The 17,026-nt window shown below is 55.9% G+C and carries 18 protein-coding genes; 9 read left to right on the forward strand and 9 right to left on the reverse strand.

Going from position 1 to position 17,026, the window contains the following annotated elements:
- The first annotated feature begins 1 nt into the window (after position 1).
- From dapE to EYY67_RS01685, 5 genes are all read left to right on the forward strand, one after another.
- Positions 2-1,129 carry a succinyl-diaminopimelate desuccinylase gene (gene dapE, locus EYY67_RS01665; RefSeq protein ID WP_119826703.1) on the forward strand — a complete coding sequence of 376 codons (1,128 nt, stop codon included), beginning with the start codon at positions 2-4 and terminating at the stop codon, positions 1,127-1,129.
- Complete coding sequence (locus tag EYY67_RS01670; protein ID WP_119826705.1) at positions 1,126-1,800, forward strand: M15 family metallopeptidase; 675 nt, start codon at positions 1,126-1,128, stop codon at positions 1,798-1,800. The genes dapE and EYY67_RS01670 overlap by 4 nt, the downstream gene beginning before the upstream one ends.
- Positions 1,801-1,810: 10 nt before the next feature.
- The gene (locus tag EYY67_RS01675) at positions 1,811-1,996 is read left to right on the forward strand and encodes a YpfN family protein (RefSeq protein ID WP_095925041.1); all 186 of its coding nucleotides are present in this window, start codon (positions 1,811-1,813) and stop codon (positions 1,994-1,996) included.
- Positions 1,997-2,126: 130 nt separating this feature from the next.
- Positions 2,127-3,407 (forward strand): ATP-grasp domain-containing protein, encoded by a 1,281-nt coding sequence (locus EYY67_RS01680; RefSeq protein ID WP_131692672.1) that lies wholly within the window; start codon positions 2,127-2,129, stop codon positions 3,405-3,407.
- Positions 3,408-3,409: 2 nt separating this feature from the next.
- On the forward strand, positions 3,410-4,510 hold the full coding sequence (locus tag EYY67_RS01685; RefSeq protein ID WP_131692673.1) for a phosphoserine transaminase: 1,101 nt from the start codon (positions 3,410-3,412) through the stop codon (positions 4,508-4,510).
- A 79-nt stretch (positions 4,511-4,589) separates the two neighbouring features.
- On the opposite strand, the gene ypfH is transcribed toward EYY67_RS01685, so the two are convergent.
- The 7 genes from ypfH to dapA all read right to left on the reverse strand — a co-directional run bounded on the left by ypfH (position 4,590) and on the right by dapA (position 11,747).
- Complete coding sequence (ypfH, locus tag EYY67_RS01690) at positions 4,590-5,240, reverse strand: esterase (protein ID WP_095925038.1); 651 nt, start codon at positions 5,238-5,240, stop codon at positions 4,590-4,592.
- 108 nt (positions 5,241-5,348) lie between these two features.
- Positions 5,349-7,334 carry a tRNA(Met) cytidine acetyltransferase TmcA gene (locus EYY67_RS01695; protein ID WP_131692674.1) on the reverse strand — a complete coding sequence of 662 codons (1,986 nt, stop codon included), beginning with the start codon at positions 7,332-7,334 and terminating at the stop codon, positions 5,349-5,351.
- A 1-nt stretch (position 7,335) separates the two neighbouring features.
- Positions 7,336-7,788 carry a DUF441 domain-containing protein gene (locus tag EYY67_RS01700; RefSeq protein ID WP_095925036.1) on the reverse strand — a complete coding sequence of 151 codons (453 nt, stop codon included), beginning with the start codon at positions 7,786-7,788 and terminating at the stop codon, positions 7,336-7,338.
- Between the two features lie 115 nt (positions 7,789-7,903).
- Positions 7,904-8,779 (reverse strand): KPN_02809 family neutral zinc metallopeptidase, encoded by an 876-nt coding sequence (gene ypfJ / locus EYY67_RS01705; RefSeq protein WP_095925035.1) that lies wholly within the window; start codon positions 8,777-8,779, stop codon positions 7,904-7,906.
- Positions 8,780-8,999: 220 nt separating this feature from the next.
- Positions 9,000-9,713: a phosphoribosylaminoimidazolesuccinocarboxamide synthase gene (gene purC, locus EYY67_RS01710; protein WP_015698209.1), complete on the reverse strand. Its 714-nt coding sequence runs from the start codon at positions 9,711-9,713 to the stop codon at positions 9,000-9,002.
- Between the two features lie 56 nt (positions 9,714-9,769).
- Entirely contained in the window at positions 9,770-10,849 is a 1,080-nt protein-coding gene (bamC, locus tag EYY67_RS01715) for an outer membrane protein assembly factor BamC (protein WP_095925034.1), read from the reverse strand.
- A 16-nt stretch (positions 10,850-10,865) separates the two neighbouring features.
- Positions 10,866-11,747 (reverse strand): 4-hydroxy-tetrahydrodipicolinate synthase, encoded by an 882-nt coding sequence (gene dapA / locus EYY67_RS01720; protein WP_095925033.1) that lies wholly within the window; start codon positions 11,745-11,747, stop codon positions 10,866-10,868.
- Positions 11,748-11,892: 145 nt separating this feature from the next.
- On the opposite strand from dapA, the gene EYY67_RS01725 reads away from it, so the two are divergent.
- Both EYY67_RS01725 and bcp read left to right on the forward strand, forming a co-directional pair.
- Positions 11,893-12,459, forward strand: coding sequence for a glycine cleavage system transcriptional repressor (locus tag EYY67_RS01725; RefSeq protein ID WP_095925032.1), 567 nt, complete (start codon positions 11,893-11,895; stop codon positions 12,457-12,459).
- A 25-nt stretch (positions 12,460-12,484) separates the two neighbouring features.
- The gene (gene bcp, locus EYY67_RS01730) at positions 12,485-12,952 is read left to right on the forward strand and encodes a thioredoxin-dependent thiol peroxidase (protein ID WP_095925031.1); all 468 of its coding nucleotides are present in this window, start codon (positions 12,485-12,487) and stop codon (positions 12,950-12,952) included.
- 73 nt (positions 12,953-13,025) lie between these two features.
- Here the strand turns inward: bcp and EYY67_RS01735 are convergent, their stop codons facing one another.
- Positions 13,026-14,090 (reverse strand): AI-2E family transporter, encoded by a 1,065-nt coding sequence (locus EYY67_RS01735; RefSeq protein WP_095925030.1) that lies wholly within the window; start codon positions 14,088-14,090, stop codon positions 13,026-13,028.
- 260 nt (positions 14,091-14,350) lie between these two features.
- Here EYY67_RS01735 and bepA point away from each other — a divergent pair, with 260 nt between their 5' ends.
- Both bepA and arsC read left to right on the forward strand, forming a co-directional pair.
- Positions 14,351-15,880, forward strand: a complete 1,530-nt coding sequence (gene bepA, locus EYY67_RS01740) for a beta-barrel assembly-enhancing protease (RefSeq protein ID WP_195816804.1) — start codon at positions 14,351-14,353, stop codon at positions 15,878-15,880.
- A gap of 28 nt (positions 15,881-15,908) precedes the next feature.
- The gene (gene arsC, locus EYY67_RS01745) at positions 15,909-16,265 is read left to right on the forward strand and encodes an arsenate reductase (glutaredoxin) (RefSeq protein WP_131692675.1); all 357 of its coding nucleotides are present in this window, start codon (positions 15,909-15,911) and stop codon (positions 16,263-16,265) included.
- A gap of 50 nt (positions 16,266-16,315) precedes the next feature.
- Here arsC and hda read toward each other — a convergent pair whose 3' ends face one another.
- Complete coding sequence (gene hda, locus EYY67_RS01750; RefSeq protein ID WP_013576559.1) at positions 16,316-17,023, reverse strand: DnaA inactivator Hda; 708 nt, start codon at positions 17,021-17,023, stop codon at positions 16,316-16,318.
- Between the last annotated feature and the right edge of the window lie 3 nt (positions 17,024-17,026).

Raw genomic sequence — 17,026 nt, forward strand, 5'->3', positions numbered from 1 at the left:
CATGAGTTGTCCGGTTCTCGATTTAGCCCAACAGTTAATCCGCCGCCCTTCCCTCAGCCCGGACGATGCAGGCTGTCAGGACATTATGATTGCCCGCCTCGAAGCCATTGGTTTTCACGTTGAGCCGATGCATTTTGGCGATACGCTGAATTTCTGGGCAACCCGTGGCGAAGGCCAGACGCTGGCTTTCGCCGGACACACCGACGTCGTGCCAACCGGCGATCACAAACTGTGGGTCACCGGCCCGTTTGAACCGACCCTGCGCGACGGCATGTTGTACGGTCGTGGCGCGGCAGATATGAAGGGTTCACTGGCGGCGATGGTGGTGGCAGCGGAACGTTTTGTCGCCGCGAACCCGAATCATCAGGGGCGTCTGGCGTTTCTTATCACTTCGGATGAAGAAGCCAGCGCCGTCAACGGCACCGTCAAAGTGGTTAACGCGCTGATGGCACGTCACGAGCGCCTCGATTACTGTCTGGTCGGCGAGCCTTCAAGCACCACCCGCGTCGGTGATATCGTCAAAAACGGCCGCCGCGGTTCCATGACCGCTAATCTCCACGTTCATGGCGTTCAGGGCCACGTCGCTTATCCGCATCTGGCAGATAATCCGGTACACCGCGCCATGCCTGCGCTGAACGAACTGGTGGCGACCGTCTGGGATAATGGCAACGAATTTTTCCCGCCGACCAGCATGCAAATCGCCAACATCAACGCCGGTACCGGCAGCAATAACGTCATTCCCGGCGAACTCTATGTGCAGTTCAATTTCCGTTTCAGCACCGAACTGACCGATGACATCATCAAACAGCGCGTGGCGGAATTGCTGGATCGCCATAACCTGCAATACACCCTGAACTGGGTGGTGTCCGGTCAGCCGTTCCTGACATCACGCGGTGCGCTGGTGGATGCCGTGGTCAATGCCGTGCGTCACTACAGTGAAATCACGCCGGAGCTGCAAACCACCGGCGGCACTTCCGACGGGCGTTTTATCGCACTGATGGGGGCGCAGGTGGTCGAACTGGGGCCGGTCAACGCCACCATCCACAAAATCAATGAATGCGTCCATGCTGCCGATTTGCAGGTGCTCAGCCGCATGTATCAGCGCATTATGGAACAGCTGGTCGCATGATCAGCCCCGAAATGCTGACCGGGCGCTCTGCCGCGCATCTGGTGACTCTGGGCGACGGCCCGCACCGCTTGCAGCAAGACGCGGCGCTGGCATTCGAAAAAATGCGTCAGGCCGCGCGTCAGGCCGGATTTGATTTGCAACCCGCCAGCACCTTTCGTGATTTCGATCGGCAACTGGCTATCTGGAATGGCAAATTTCGCGGCGAGCGACCAGTATTAGATAAGAACAGTCAGCCGGTGGAGATCAGCTCACTGACCACACCGGAACGTTGTGAACTGATCTTGCGCTGGTCGGCGTTGCCGGGCGCAAGCCGTCACCACTGGGGCAGCGATCTGGATGTGTACGATCCTTCGCGCTTACCGGCGGGTCAGTCCCTGCAACTGGAGCCGTGGGAATATGAAGAAGGCGGATATTTTTATCCGCTTAACCAATGGATGACAGCCCACATGGCGGAATTTGGTTTTTACCGGCCGTATGCCAAAGACCGTGGCGGCGTGGCTGTCGAGCCGTGGCACCTGAGTTTTCGTCCGCTGGCGGCGGAGTGCGAGAGATTGCTCACTCCGCAGGTATTAATCAGCGCCTGGGCCGGGAAAGACGTGGCCGCCGCTGACTGGTTAGCCCGTCAGATGCCGGTCCTGTTCCCGAGATTTATCGCCCTCTTACCCCTTTAAGGAGCGCACCATGGAGTGGATTAAAGATTACTGGTGGATCGTTCTGATCATTCTGGTCGGCATGTTCATCAGCGGAATCAAAGAGCTGAACCGCGTAGATGTGAAGAAATACCTGAAAGATAAACCCGAAATCCCGCCACATCGCGACAACAATGCGCAGTGGGATGACGAGGATGACTGGCCAAAGAAAAAGTAATGTCCCTGCGGTAATTCCTCTGCGTTAATCAATATTAGTCGGCGGGTAATGTAGCCATTCTCCGCCGATTGACTTTCTCTCCTCCCGTTATCATGCAACGTGAAACCGATGCACGGAGAGAACAAGTCCTTTGCAAACACTACACATCCCCCACCCTGATCAGGCCGTGTCTGGCGATCCCGACACGTCGCAATTTCTGGGGCTGGCACCTTTTTTACGCATGAGTATTGCGGGCGACGAATGCACGGCCATCGCGCAGGATCTGGTGACCCGCGCTCAGCAAAATCCTGACGACGCCGTGCTGTGGATGAATTTGTCCACCGTCATGCTGTGCCTGCAACGCACCGAACTGGGGCTGACGATCCAACATCAGGCGCTGGCGATGCAGCAGGTTTATACCCTGAACGCCGCGCTCAGGCCCGCCAAAGTCCGCGTGCTGATGCTGATGGTGCCCGGGATCTTGTCGGCCAATGTGCCGCTGGATTGCCTGCTGGAAAACAGCGACGTCGAGCTGATTTATTACTACATCACGCCGGATGCGCCGTTCGAAGCGCCGATCCCGGAACACGATTTGCTGATGGTGGCGATCAGTGCCACTGACGACAATCTGTTCCTGTTACAGCAGCTTGAAAATGTCACCCGCCAGTGGCCGGTGCCGGTGATTAACGCGCCGCAACATATTCCGAATTCTGAACGCCATACCGCCAGCCGCCTGTTGCAGAACAAGCCGGGTCTGGTGATTGCACAGGCGCATCCGGTGACGTTTTCGGCGCTCACTGCGGTTGCGGCAGGCGAAACCACACTGCGCGATGCGCTGGCGGACAGCGATTATCCGGTGATCCTGCGCCCTGCGGGTTCGCACGGCGGTCACGGTCTGGAAAAAATCACCCGCCGGGAAGAACTGGCGGACTACCTGACCCGTGTACAGGTGGACGATTATTTTCTGTCGCAGTTTATCGATTACAGCAATGAAGACGGCCAGTTCCGCAAGTACCGTATTTCGCTGATCGACGGCGTGCCTTACGCCTGCCATATGGCGATTTCCTCTCACTGGATGGTGCATTACGTTAACGCGTTCATGTACGAAGACCCGAAAAAGCGTGAGGAAGAAGCCGCATTCCTGAATCACTTCGCCGCATTCGCCCGCCGTCATCAGCAGGCATTACAGGCGATTTACGACACCACGCAGCTCGATTATCTCGGCATCGATTGCAGCGAAACCCCGGACGGCGAATTGCTGGTCTTTGAAATTGATCCGGCAATGGTCATCCACGCGATGGATCTGGAAGTGATGTTCCCGCACAAACAAATCCATATGAATAAAGTTAAAACAGCATGTCGCGATCTGTTGTTATCCCGTGCCTTTGCGCACACCGACACATCAGCTGATGCGTTAAAAGGACAAGCATAAACATGATTTCACGTAACGCCCTGAACTTCTCCGGTGGCCCCGGCGCATTGCCGGAAGTCGTTCTCGCACAGGTTGAAGCGGCGATCAAAGAAGTCCCGGAAGTGGGCCTGTCGATCCTCGGCATCAGCCACCGTTCGGACTGGTTTGCTTCCATTGTGGAAGAAACTGAAAACAACATCCGCACCCTGCTCGGGTTGTCGAAAGATTTCCATATCCTGTTCCTGCAGGGCGGCGCGACGCAGCAGTTCTCGATGGTGCCGATGACCTTGCTGCGCGGTCAGAAACATGCCGCAGAATATCTCGATACCGGTTACTGGAGCAGTAAAGTGGTCACCGAAGCGCGTCGCGAAGGGCCGGTAAAAGTGTTGTGGAGCGGCGAGTCATGCGGATTTAACCGTCTGCCCACGGACGACGAACTGGCGTTTTCGCCGGACGCGCCGTATCTGCATTACGTCTCGAATGAAACGGTGGAAGGCTTACAGTTCCAGCGTGTACTGGGCCGTGACGATGTTCCGCGCGTCTGCGATATGTCCTCTGATTTCCTGTCCAAACCCTGCGATGCCAATAAGTTTTCGGTGATCTACGCCCACGCGCAGAAAAACATCGGCCCGGCGGGCGTCACCATCGTGCTGGTGCACGATACCGTGGTGAAAGCCTCTTCCGATGAACTGCCGTCATTCCTCAACTACCGCCGTCAGGTGGAATCGCATTCCAACCTCAACACGCCGCCGGTGTTTGCGATTTACGTGGTGCTGCTGGTGACCCGCTGGTTACTTAACGATGTCGGCGGTCTGGACAATATGGAACAGACTAACCGCCATAAAGCCGAACTGTTGTACGCCATGCTGGATAACAGCGACGGTTTCTACAATGGCTGGAGCAGCAAAGCGGACCGTTCACAAATGAACGTCGCCTTTAAACTGCCTGATGAAACGCTGGAGAAGAAATTCCTGGCGGAAAGCCATGAAGCCGGTTTCTCAGGGCTGGCGGGTCACCGCGCAATTGGCGGTATCCGTGCGTCAATCTACAACGCCCTGTCGCTGCCAGCGGCTGAAAAGCTGACGAACTTTATGGATGATTTCATGCGGAAAAACCGCGCGTAACCGCCATCCGGCAGACATAAAAAAACGCCCCCGGTTGTGATGCAGCCGGGGGCGTTCCTTTTTAAAAATCTCGACAAAATCAGCGCAGATGTGATTTCGGCTCATAATTCTGTAAATGAGCAATGGCGGTGTTGATCATATGCGAATCCAGTCCGTGGGCCATACCGGCCTGCAAATCCAGAGTACAGTCACAGCCCAGAGACTTCAGGCGTTCTGCCGCGCTTTTGGACTGGAACGGATTGATCACCGGATCCTGCTCGCCATGAATGAAATGCACAACCGTACCGGCGGCGATCGGTTTTTCAGGCAGGGAGGAAAAACGGCCGCTGAACGCGATAATGCGCGACGCCAGATGCTCTTCCACTTTCGTCGATTCCAGCGCCATGATGGTGCCCTGCGAGAAGCCAACTAAGGTGGTGTGCTCCGGCGTAACCCCGGTTTTCTGCTGCCAGTCACGGACAATCTGCACAAACGCAGGCATCGCGGCATCCACACGCGGCTGGCGATTTTGTTCAGTCACACCCTGTACAGAAAACCACTGGAAACCCCGGCCAAAATCACAGATATCCGGACTGCCGACGCTGATCACCTGCGCCTGCGGAAAGGAAACAGCGAAAAACTTACCGATTTCCCCCATGGAAATCGGGTTATCACCCACGCCATGAAACAATAAAATCAGCTGGTTAGCCCTTTCTTCCGGCTGCTGGACGATAATCTGTTCTGAGCTCATGGCTCTCTCCCGTTGTCGATGTATGGGTTCACTATACGCCGCCTGCCGGTCAGTGAAATCGGGTTTTATTGAACGAGTCTTTCCATTTTTTGCAATGAAACCGCGGCGTTATCCGGCAATGCCCGCCTCGTTCAGCGCCTGCTGCGCTTCCTCACGCCAGCGCGACACCAGCGCCTTACGCCCGGAAAGCCGCAAACGTTGCACGATATCGGCCACGCTTTGCCCCTGTTGCAGAGACGCGCGCAACGCGGTCAGCGGCAATGCGCTGTGCAGCAATACGCGGTTCAGCGCAGGCAGGCTGCTTTCCAGCGGACGATGTGCAAAGGCAAAACCGCTCAGTTCACGCCAGTCCGCCGCATCAGGCTGCGTTTCCCCGCCGGGATCCAGCGGCAGGGTTAACGCCACCTGCGGCGCCAGCCAGCGCCAGTCACGGTTGAGCTGAGATTCTGCACTCTCTGCCAACGCCCGCCCCGCCGCACTCAGCGGTAATATTGCCATCGCGGCATAACATCCGCTGCTCGCTTCTTTCTGCATGCTGATGCGCACCAGCCGGAATCCGGCCTGTTGCCACAATGCAGCCAGATCCGGCGTATAGCCAAAACTGACTGACAGGAAATCCAGCCCTGCCTGCTGCGCACGCTGTTTTTGCTCTGCTAACAACTGCCGGGCAATGCCCTGACGGCGAAACGCCGGATGCACCGCAATCCGGCTGACACGCCGCGAATGCATCACGGCCGCCTCCGGGAAACCCGCATGGGCAGCCAGAGACTGCGCCACCAGATTGCCACGCGGACGTCGCCTGCCCGCCCAGACGTCCTGCGCCAGTGCCGGACTCAGCCCGCCTTCATCCACCAGCCACAACGCGCCGGTCAGTGTGCCATCCTGTCGTGATGCGCTAAACGTCATGCCCGGCGCATCCAGCAGACGGCGCAGATCCAGCGGTGACGTGCGGTAATGCGCGCTGGTCAGCAGCCCGTAGAAATCCCGCAACAGCGCCGGTTCGCTCAGCCAGTCGTCCGCGTTGATCGGGACTATTTCCGGGATCCCGACTGTTTTCTGCGCATCGGGCAGGTGCTCGTCAAACAGCAATAATTCGCTGATCAGCGGCTCAAGCGTATCGGAAGATGACCAGCGGACCGGTGCGTCCAGACGCAGGTCATGCCACTGCGGCAAAGACGCACAAAATTTCAGTAAGAATCCGCGCCCGGTGCCTTCGTAACCTTCCACCGTGGTGGTCAGCAATACCCGTGGAAAAGCGGCAATCATCTCTGTCAGCATCGGGGCGGGGATCGCGGCCGCCTCATCGATAATCAGCCAGTCAGCGCCGGTCACCGCCCCTTCGCGGCACAGCGACAGCAACGCATCGGGCGCGATAAAACGGGCAGAGTCTGCGGGCTGATTAAGTATCTGGCTGGCCGACGCCTTAGCCGGGGCCGTCACCCAACAGGTGCCCGGCCACTGGCGGATCAGCATGCCCGCCAGCGTCGATTTGCCACGGCCACGCGGCGCGGTCAGTACCCACACGCCGGATTGCGCCTGCATCAGCTGATGCAAAATCTGCGATTGTCCCGGCGTCGGCTGGCCGTCGGGCGGCTGCCAGTCCGGCGCATCAGGCAGGGGCGCGATGTCGCACGATCCCCCCTGACGGCAGATCGTGACGCTGTGGTGGTGTTCCAGCAATGACTGTAAACGGCGGATAAAACGCGGCGTCGGGATTGCCTGTGGCTGTTCGCTCCAGCGCAGGCTGTCGGCGTCGGGCTGATCTGCCCAGACCAGCCATGACGGCACCAGCAGGATCAGCCAGCTTCCGGCTGTCAGCGTGCCTGACAAAGCCGCCAGCGCCTCCACGTTCAGGCCGTGACGGGCATCAAACACACCGTGAAAAATATCCTGTCCGAGCAGGGTGTGCGCCGCAGAGGGCGCGCAGGAAGTGACATCAGCGGGGGGTGAATCGCTCAGCCAGCGCCAGTCGCCGGGGTGCCGGGCAGAAAACAGCACGGCCTGTTGTTCACACCACTGCGCATCGCCACTGAACACCAGCAAACGCCGGACGCCCTGACGCTGCATCTGTTGCTGTCGCGACGTCGCTGACATATCAGGTTTTCCCGACAATCATCGATAACAGACCGGCAGCAATCAGCGGCCCGACCGGCACACCTTTAAACAGCGCCACGCCGAGCACGGTGCCCACCAGCAACCCCGCCACCAGATGCGGCTGCGTGCCCATCAGCGTCAGGCCGCGTCCGCCCAGCCACGACACCAGTACGCCGACCAGAATGGCGGCTATCGATTTCCAGTGGAAGAAGGAGTGGACGACGGTACTGGCGCTGATTTTGCCGCTGGCAATCGGTGCCATCACGCCAATGGTCAGAATAATAATGCCGATGGTCAGGCCGTATTTTTCTATCCACGGGAAAAAGCTGTTCAGCGGGGTGATGCGTACCGTGAGAAGGAAAAACATGGCGAGGGTGACGGCGCTGTTATGGCTGATAATGCCCAGTCCGGCGAAGACAAGTAAGATCAAAAGGGTTGGATCGAGAAAAGCCATGGCGTTCCCAGCGGTTCAACATGAAAGATAAAAGAGAGGCTCAGGGAGCCTCTCTGGATCGGTCATTGATTATTGAACAGTTTTTCGCAGCAGACCAGAGCTTATTGCCACTTAATCAGCGGCTGGCGAAGGTGTTGCACTGGTCAGGATTGCCGGTATCAAATCCGCGTTTGAACCAGGTGTAACGCTGCTGCGACGTGCCGTGGGTAAAGCTGTCCGGCACGACGCGGCCCTGACTTTGCTGTTGCAGCCTGTCATCACCGATGGCCTGTGCGGCATCCAGCGCTTCTTTCAGATCCCCCTCTTCCAGAACATTTTGCTGCTGCATTGCGTGTCCCCAGACCCCGGCGTAACAGTCAGCCTGTAATTCCATTTTGACTGACAGCTGATTCACCGCGGCCTGCGATGCGCCCTGTTGCAGCTGGCGGACCTTACGCTCGGTGCCCAGCAGATTCTGCACATGGTGGCCCACTTCGTGCGCCACCACATACCCCTGGGCGAAATCACCGCCCGCGCCGAGCTTATCCTGCAATTCCTGATAAAAAGAGAGATCGATATACACCGTGCTGTCCGCCGGGCAATAGAACGGCCCCATCACCGACTGACCGGTGCCGCATCCGGTGCGGGTCGCGCCACGGTACATCACCAGTTTCGGCTCGCGGTAAGTCATGCCCTGCTTCTGGAAAATCTCTTTCCAGGTGTCTTCGGTCGAGGCGAGGATCACTGAGGTAAATTTTGCCTGCTCGTCATCTTTCGGGCTGATGGATTGCGACTGCGTTTGCTGCTGCATGCCGCCGGACTGGCCGCCGTCGATGAGCGGCGTCAGGTCGATGCCGTAATATCCGGCCACCAGTACCACGATGATGATCACGATGCCGCTTTTGCCACGGATAGGCAGGCGCATTCCTCCGCCGCCTGAACCGCCGCCGTTAGATCCCTGTCCGCGTCTGTCTTCTACATTGTCGCTTTCACGACGCCCTTGCCAACGCATACTCCACCTCCAGACTGTTTTTTTAAGACTAGCCAGCGCACACGGTTAATACCATCCGCGAAAGGACGTAATTTTAGTGACGAAGGGATTAAATGAAAGGAATCAGTGTGAAAACAGCAAAATTAAATGCAGGGAAGAGAACGGGTGACGGAGGCCATCACCCGTTAAGTGCGCACCGCGTAAACGATTGCGCAGTCTGGCTAAAAAAAAGAAACCGGGCTTAGTCCAGTTTCACACCGATACGGTGAGCGACTTCTTCATACGCTTCGATCAGGCCACCCAGACTCTGGCGATAACGGTCTTTGTCCATCTTGTTCAGGGTTTCTTTATCCCACAGGCGGCTGCCGTCTGGTGAGAACTCATCACCCAGCACCACTTCGCCGTTGAACAGACCGAATTCCAGTTTGAAATCGACCAGGATCAGGCCCGCATCGTCAAACAGTTTGCTCAGCACGTCGTTGGCTTTGTAGCTCAGCTCTTTCATGCGCGCGAGGTTTTCTTCGTTCACCCAGCCAAAGGTCTTGCAATAAGATTCGTTGACCATCGGGTCGTGCATGGCGTCGTTTTTCAGGAACAAATCGAACAACGGCGGGTTCAGTTCCAGACCTTCTTCAATGCCCAGACGTTTTACCAGCGAACCAGCAGCACGGTTACGGATCACGCATTCAACCGGGACCATATCCAGTTTTTTCACCAGCACTTCGGTGTCAGACAACAGGCGTTCCATTTGGGTTGGAATACCGGCTTCTTCCAGCTTAGCCATGATGAAATGGTTAAATTTGTTGTTAACCATGCCTTTACGGTCGAACTGCTCAATACGCTGACCATCCAGTGCTGACGTATCGTTACGGAACTCCAGTACCAGCAGGTCCGGGTTTTCGGTGGTGTAGACGGTTTTCGCCTTGCCGCGATACAACTCAGCTAACTTTTGCATCTTTACTTACTCCAGTGGAAAAAACAGATGTAAAAAGGGGCCGTAGCCCCTTGGTATTATTTTGCACTACTCTGGCTAAACGCGGCCTGCATGACCGCCACCATCGCGTCGTTCTGCGACTGGCTGAGAGCATGTCCTTTCGGATCAAGGAACTGCAAGCTACTGCGGTTGTCGAGGTCGCCAACCTGAAGTTTGTAATCACCGGAGCTGAGGCCCGGATCTTTCGCACCCAGTGTCTGCCACGCATCGTCGTTCAGCGGTTTATAGCTGACGGACAATGTGCCTTGCGGACGGCTGCTGTCGGTCACTTTCATACCCGCTTTGGTCAGGGCATTTGGCAGGCGATCCCACACAACGCCGTAGTTAGCACGGACAATCAGCACCGGCAGACCGGTATCATCAGCACCGCTCTGCACGTCAATTTCACCCACACGACGGTTGTCGAGGCGAGCCTGCGTATCCTGCTGCACTTTATCCAGGCTGGCCGTGATGGAGTTCATCATCTGGCTGTTGTAACGCTGGATTTCAGCAGAAGACGTCACCGGTTTGTCCTGCTGTTTCAGTTCAAGCGTTTTCACGGTCAGGGCTAACTGGTAGCTCTGCTGTTTCACGCTGACCTGATAACGGCCCTGATACTGGAAGTCTTCATCCGCACGATTCCAGTCGATGAAATCGGTGGTCAGCGTCTGGTTAGCGTCATCACGGCTGGCAATTTTGAAGTTATTTTGCTCAACGGCTTTGACAACGTTGTTCCACAGATCACGGTTCTGCGCGGTGTTTTCCAGCAGCACGGTGCCACTGTCGCCCGCGAACTGAGTCTGGGAACCGCTCAGCAACGCCAGCGGCTGGGACGGCGGACGAATATCGAGCTGTTTGCCGACCGCGCCCTGCATTGCGCCAGCCTGAATATCATAGGTACCGTTCTGCACAGGCAAAATCATCCCTGCCGGTGCTTTCAGCTCATGCAGAGCTGCTGCGTCCAGATAGGACTCATCGCCGCTTACCTGGCGTTTGTAACGTTGATCGCTTGAACAGGCGGCCAGCAGCATGATCAGGGAAACCCCGACCACTTTCGCTACGGCTGTTTTCTGCAATCGGGTCATCTGGAAACTATTCTTGTCAAATAAAGAGGCCATCAAATCTTCCTAAGAGTTACAGCAAACCGGCGCTTTTTAATGCTTCTTCCACGACCGGACGGGCAGCATCTGTTAACGGCGTCATAGGCAGACGCATCGTATCGGTTGCCATCAAACCCAGTGCCTTACAGGCCCATTTCACCGGGATTGGGTTTGCTTCTACAAACAAATTCTGATGCAACGGCATCAGGCGCTGATTCAGGCGACGCGCTTCGGCAAAGTTGCCAAGGGCAGCCAGTTCACACAGTTGTGCCATTTCACGGGCAGCGACGTTGGCGGTCACAGAGATAACGCCTTTGCCACCGAGCTGCATAAAGTCCAGTCCGCTGGCGTCATCGCCGCTCAGCAAAATGAAATCTTCATCATCAACCAGCACTTGGATCTGACTTACACGACTTAAGTTCCCTGTTGCTTCTTTAACAGCAACAATATTCTTCAATTTTGCTAAACGCGCGATGGTCGGCGGCAACATGTCGCAGCCGGTACGTGATGGCACGTTATAGAGAATTTGCGGCAGAGAGGTGTTTTCAGCGATGGCTTTGAAATGCTGATACAGCCCTTCCTGAGTCGGACGGTTGTAGTATGGGGTGACTGTCAGGCAGCCCACAACGCCACTTTTTTCAAAACGTTGCGTAAGAGAAATCGCTTCAGCGGTGGCATTGGCCCCGGTGCCTGCGATAACAGGAATGCGCCCATCGGCCAGTTCCAGCGTCTGTAAGACCACGTCACCGTGCTCTTCATGGCTTAACGTTGCCGACTCACCGGTCGTGCCCACGGAAACGATCGCCGCAGTACCACTGGACACATGATAATCAATCAGTTTTTTCAGACTCGCACGATCGACAGCACCTTTGGTGTCCATCGGCGTAACCAGTGCAACAATACTTCCCGTAAACATTGACCTTCCCCTCCACAAACAGGTCACTCATGGTACTTTTGACACCACTGCAAAAGCAAGCAATCAACGAGCGGTAACCGCTTGTCCGGCGGTTTTTTTTATGTTTACCTTGGGAATACTCCCAAGCACGACAGGAAGACCCATTTTGCCGCAGCCACAACAACATTATCTGGTTATCACCGCCTTAGGTGCCGATCGTCCCGGTATCGTGAACACCATTACCCGTCAGGTCAGCAGCTGCGGCTGTAATATTGAAGACAGCCGTCTGGCCATGCTCGGGGATGAGTTTACGTTTATCATGCTGCTGTCCGGCAGCTGGAACGCCATTACGCTGATCGAATCCACCCTGCCGCAAAAAGGCGCGGAACTGGAATTATTGATCGTGATGAAACGCACCAGCGCCCATGAGCGTCCGCCGATGCCTGCCACGGTGTGGGTGAAAGTGGAAGTGAAAGATTCCCCTCATCTGATCGAACGTTTCACTGATTTGTTCGATACTCATCAGATGAACATTGCCGAACTGGCGTCCAAAACCCGTCCGGCTGATGCGACCACGCCCGCGCAGTTATCGATTCAAATCACGGCGCACAGCGCGGCCAATACCGACCCGGCAATTATTGAGCAGGCGTTTCATCAGCTATGTACAGAACTGAATGCGCAAGGCAGTATTAACGTCGTCAGTTATTCTGAGAATGAAGATAAACTGCAGTAATCGCTAAGAGATACGGAGAAAGACAATGAGCCCACTGAAAGCCGGTGATCCTGCGCCGCAATTTAGTTTACCCGACCAAGACGGTGAACAAATTAATCTGGCCGACTTCCAGGGACAGAAAGTCCTGGTCTATTTCTATCCTAAAGCCATGACTCCAGGTTGCACCGTGCAAGCCTGCGGTCTGCGCGATAACATGGATCAGTTGAAAAGTGCCGGTGTAGAAGTGCTGGGGATCAGCACCGATAAACCGGAAAAACTGTCGCGTTTTGCTGAGAAAGAACTGCTGAACTTCACCTTGCTGTCCGATGAAGATCATCAGGTTTGCGAACAGTTTGGCGTCTGGGGTGAAAAATCCTTTATGGGGAAAACCTACGACGGCATCCACCGCATCAGCTTCCTGCTCGACGGCACGGGGAAAGTGGAAAAAGTCTTCGACGACTTCAAAACCACGAATCACCATGACATCGTGATGGCCTATCTGAACAATCAATAAGCCTGCACAGCCCGATGGCAGAGACAAAAAAAGCGCAGACGCGCTTTTTTTATTGGATGCGGTAAGCGAAAAATCAGACGGTTTCGTTCAGCGATTCATCCGGCCAGACGTGAACCACGGCTTTGACCAGCGTCGCCAGCGGTATCGCAAAGAACACGCCCCAGAATCCCCACAACCCGCCAAACACCACCACGGATAAGATAATCACCAGCGGATGCAGGTTCACCGCTTCGGAGAACAGCAGCGGCACGATCACATTGCCGTCCAGCCCCTGAACCACCAGATACGCGACAATCAGCGTCCAGAAATCCGCGCCAAGTCCCCACTGGAACATCGCCACAATCACCACCGGAATGGTCACCAGCATCGCGCCGATATAAGGGATCAGGACCGAGACACCGACCAGCACCGCCAGCAGCAACGAATAATGCAAATCCATCACCACAAACACCAGATAGGTCGCCACGCCGACGATGATCATCTCCAGCACTTTGCCGCGAATATAATTGGTGATTTGCTGGTTCATCTCCACCCACACCTGCCCGGCCAGCCCGCGGTCGCGCGGTAAAATGCGGCGTACGGCATTGAGCATCTGCTCCTTATCTTTGAGCAGAAAGAACACCATCATTGGCACCAGAATCAGGTAAATCGCCAGCGTCAGTAACCCCACCAGCGACGCCAGTGAATATTTCACCACCGACTCGCCCAGTCCGGAGAGTTTGCTGCGCATGTTTTCCGCCATCATGTCGATGATTCCCGCGTCCACCAGCGCCGGATAACGCTTCGGCAGCGTGGCGGCGAAATCATAAAAACGGTTGAGCATGCTCGGTAAATCGGTCATCAGGTTCACGCCCTGCTGCCAGGTCACCGGCGCGATGACAAACATGCCGAGCAGTAAAATACCGGCAAAGATAATCAGCACCACGCTGACGGACAGCGTGCGCGAAAGCCCGAGGTGTTGCAGGCGCACGGTCGGCCATTCCAGCAAATACGCGAGCACAATCGCCACCAGCAGCGGCGCCAGAATGCCATTGAGAAAATAGAGAATGCAGAAACCGGCGACCAGGATCGCCAGCAGCGCGATGGCCTGAGGATCGGTAAAGCGACGGCGATACCACTGTAATAACATGTCCAACATCAGAGAATGCTCCTGTAATTTCCTGGTCTGGCGGGTGTGCGCTGTTCGTTCCCTGCGCGCTCAGACACAAGTAACTATCTTCATAATTCGTTGTCACACAACTGTAGCTGCACAGTGTTTTAAACTTTCACGAGGATAGCTACTATAGAGACCGGCGCAAAGAAAAGCGCCAGAAAATAACGGTCTGACGGACTGTTCACGGAAGAAAGGCTCTCAAAGCTCATGGGTCACGCGGTTAACTTATTGGGAAGCAAATGTTTATGGTAATGCGGTTGAAAAAAACGGTGATTGCTCTGTGTCTGGGCAGCCTGTTCGCTGGCCCCCTTCTGCCTGCCGTGGCGGATGACAGTTCATTCTGGTCAACACCGGTGAGTTCCGCGAAAACCAGTTCACCGTTAGCCCCGCCGGTGAGCGATCAGTTACCGGATATCGGCACCTCAGCGGGCGGCACGCTCAGTATTAATCAGGAATTACAGATGGGCGATTTTTATGTCCGTCAGATGCGCGCCAGCACGCCGCTGATTAACGATCCGCTGCTTAATCAGTACATCAACGAACTGGGACAACGTCTGGTGGCGCATGCCTATTCCGTGCGTACACCGTTCCATTTTTTCATCGTTAATAACGATGAACTGAACGCCTTCGCCTTCTTCGGCGGCAATGTGGTGCTTCACTCCGCGCTGTTCCGTTATTCCGATAATGAAAGCCAGTTAGCCTCAGTTATGGCGCACGAAATTTCCCACGTCACGCAACGCCATCTGGCGCGCGCGATGGAAGATCAGCAACGTAACGCCCCGCTCACCTGGGTCGGCGCGCTGGGGTCGATCCTGCTGGCGATGGCCAGTCCGCAAATGGGTATGGCGGCGCTGACCGGTACACTGGCGGGCACCCAGCAAGGTATGATCAGCTTTACGCAAGGCAATGAACAGGAAGCGGACCGTATCGGCATTCAGGTGTTGCAGCGTTCCGGTTTTGATCCGCAGGCCATGCCCGCTTTCCTGCAGAAACTGGCCGATCAGGCGAGCTACTCGACCCGTCCGCCGGAAATGCTGCTGACGCACCCGTTGCCGGACAGCCGTCTGGCCGACATCCGTAACCGCGCCAACCAGATGCCGCACCTGATTGTGCAATCTTCTCAGGATTACCTGATGGCAAAAGTGCGCATACTGGGGATGTACGGTTCCGAGAGTTTCCCGCTGACCGACGACTATCTGCAAAAACTGAGCAACGGCAATGTCCGTGAACAACTGGCGGCGAAATATGGCCGTGCGTTGCAGTTCTACAAGGCGAAAAAGAATGATCAGGCACGGGCGGCGCTGGATCAGCTCCTGACCCAGTATCCCGGCAACGAATGGCTGCTGGATTTAGCCACCGATAACGATATCGACAGCAAACGCGCGCCGCAGGCGATAGCGCGTCTGGAACAGGCCGGTGCGGCCAGCAGTTCCAACGCCGTGTTGCAGCTCAATCTGGCCAATGCCTATCTCGAAGGCGCGAAGCCCGCCAATGCCATGAAAATCCTCAACCGCTATACTTTCAATTATCCGGGTGATCCGAATGGCTGGGATTTATTGTCTCAGGCCGCCGCCGCGCAGGGATTACGTGCGCAGGAACTGGCCGCCCGCGCGGAAAGTATGGCGTTAGTCGGACGTCTGGATCAGGCGATTGAAATGCTGAGCAATGCCAGCGCATTACAAAAATTAGGCAGTCTGGAACAGGCCCGTTACGACGCGCGCATCGATCAGCTTCGTCAGCTGCAAGGGCGTTTCCGTCAGTATCAGAAAGGCTGATTTCAGCGCCACAATGGAGGACGTATTGATGCAACACGATGTCGCGATCTACCACAACCCGGCCTGTTCAAAAAGCCGTGAGACCCTGAAATTACTGGAAGCAGAAGGGATTGAGCCGCAAGTGATCCTGTATCTGGAAACGCAGCCGTCGGTGGATAAGCTGAAAGAATTGATCGGCCTGCTGGGCTTCAGCTCCGCGCGTGAACTGCTGCGCAAGGGCGAGCAGATTTACAAGGATATGAACCTGAAAGATACCAGTCTGAGCGAGGACGCGCTGTTACAGGCGATGGCCGATCACCCGCGGCTGATTGAACGTCCGATCGTGGTGGCCAACGGCAAGGCACGTTTAGGACGTCCGCCGGAACAGGTGAAAGAGATTTTATAATCCCGCCTTACGTTCGGGTTCGGCTGACGAACCCGGACATCCCCCGGCGCTTACAGCCCGAGAATTTCTTTCACGAACGGAATGGTCAGTTTGCGCTGTGCAGTAATGGACGCGCGATCGAGCTGATCCAGCGTCATAAACAGCGTACGCATTTCGCGATCCAGACGTTTGAGCAGGAAACGGCCCACGTCTTCCGGCAGTTCAAAGCCCCGCAGTTTGGCGCGAAGCTGTAATGCCTGAAGTTTTTCTTCGTCGGAAAGCGGCTGAAGTTTGTAGATTTGGCCCCAGTCAAGACGGGAAGCCAGATCCGGCAGGCTGAGATTCAGCTGACGCGGAGGACGATCGCCGGTAATAAACAGCCGCGTGCGACCGGTTTCAAGGATGCGGTTATAAAGATGGAAAACGGCGGCTTCCCACTCATCATCCCCGGCAATGCCTTCAATATTATCGATGCACACCAGCGCCAGATGCTCCATCCCGTCCAGCACTTCCGGCACGAAATAGGCGCGTTTATCTAACGGCACATACCCGACGGCTTCACCGCGCTGTGAGAGTTCGGCGCAGGCCGCATGCAGCAAATGACTGCGGCCGCCGCCTTCGCGTGACCAGAAATAAATATAGGTGCCGTGTTCCTGATGCAATGCGCTCTGAATGGCAGATAGCAGAGAAGGGTTTTCACCCGGATAAAAACTGGCAAAGGTTTCATCATCGGGAAGATAAAGTGGCAGGGAAAGCTGTGCCGGCGTATTCAGAAGCACCTC

Origin of the sequence: Rahnella victoriana (genome assembly GCF_004330295.1) — a bacterium.
GTDB classification, from domain to species: domain Bacteria; phylum Pseudomonadota; class Gammaproteobacteria; order Enterobacterales; family Enterobacteriaceae; genus Rahnella; species Rahnella victoriana.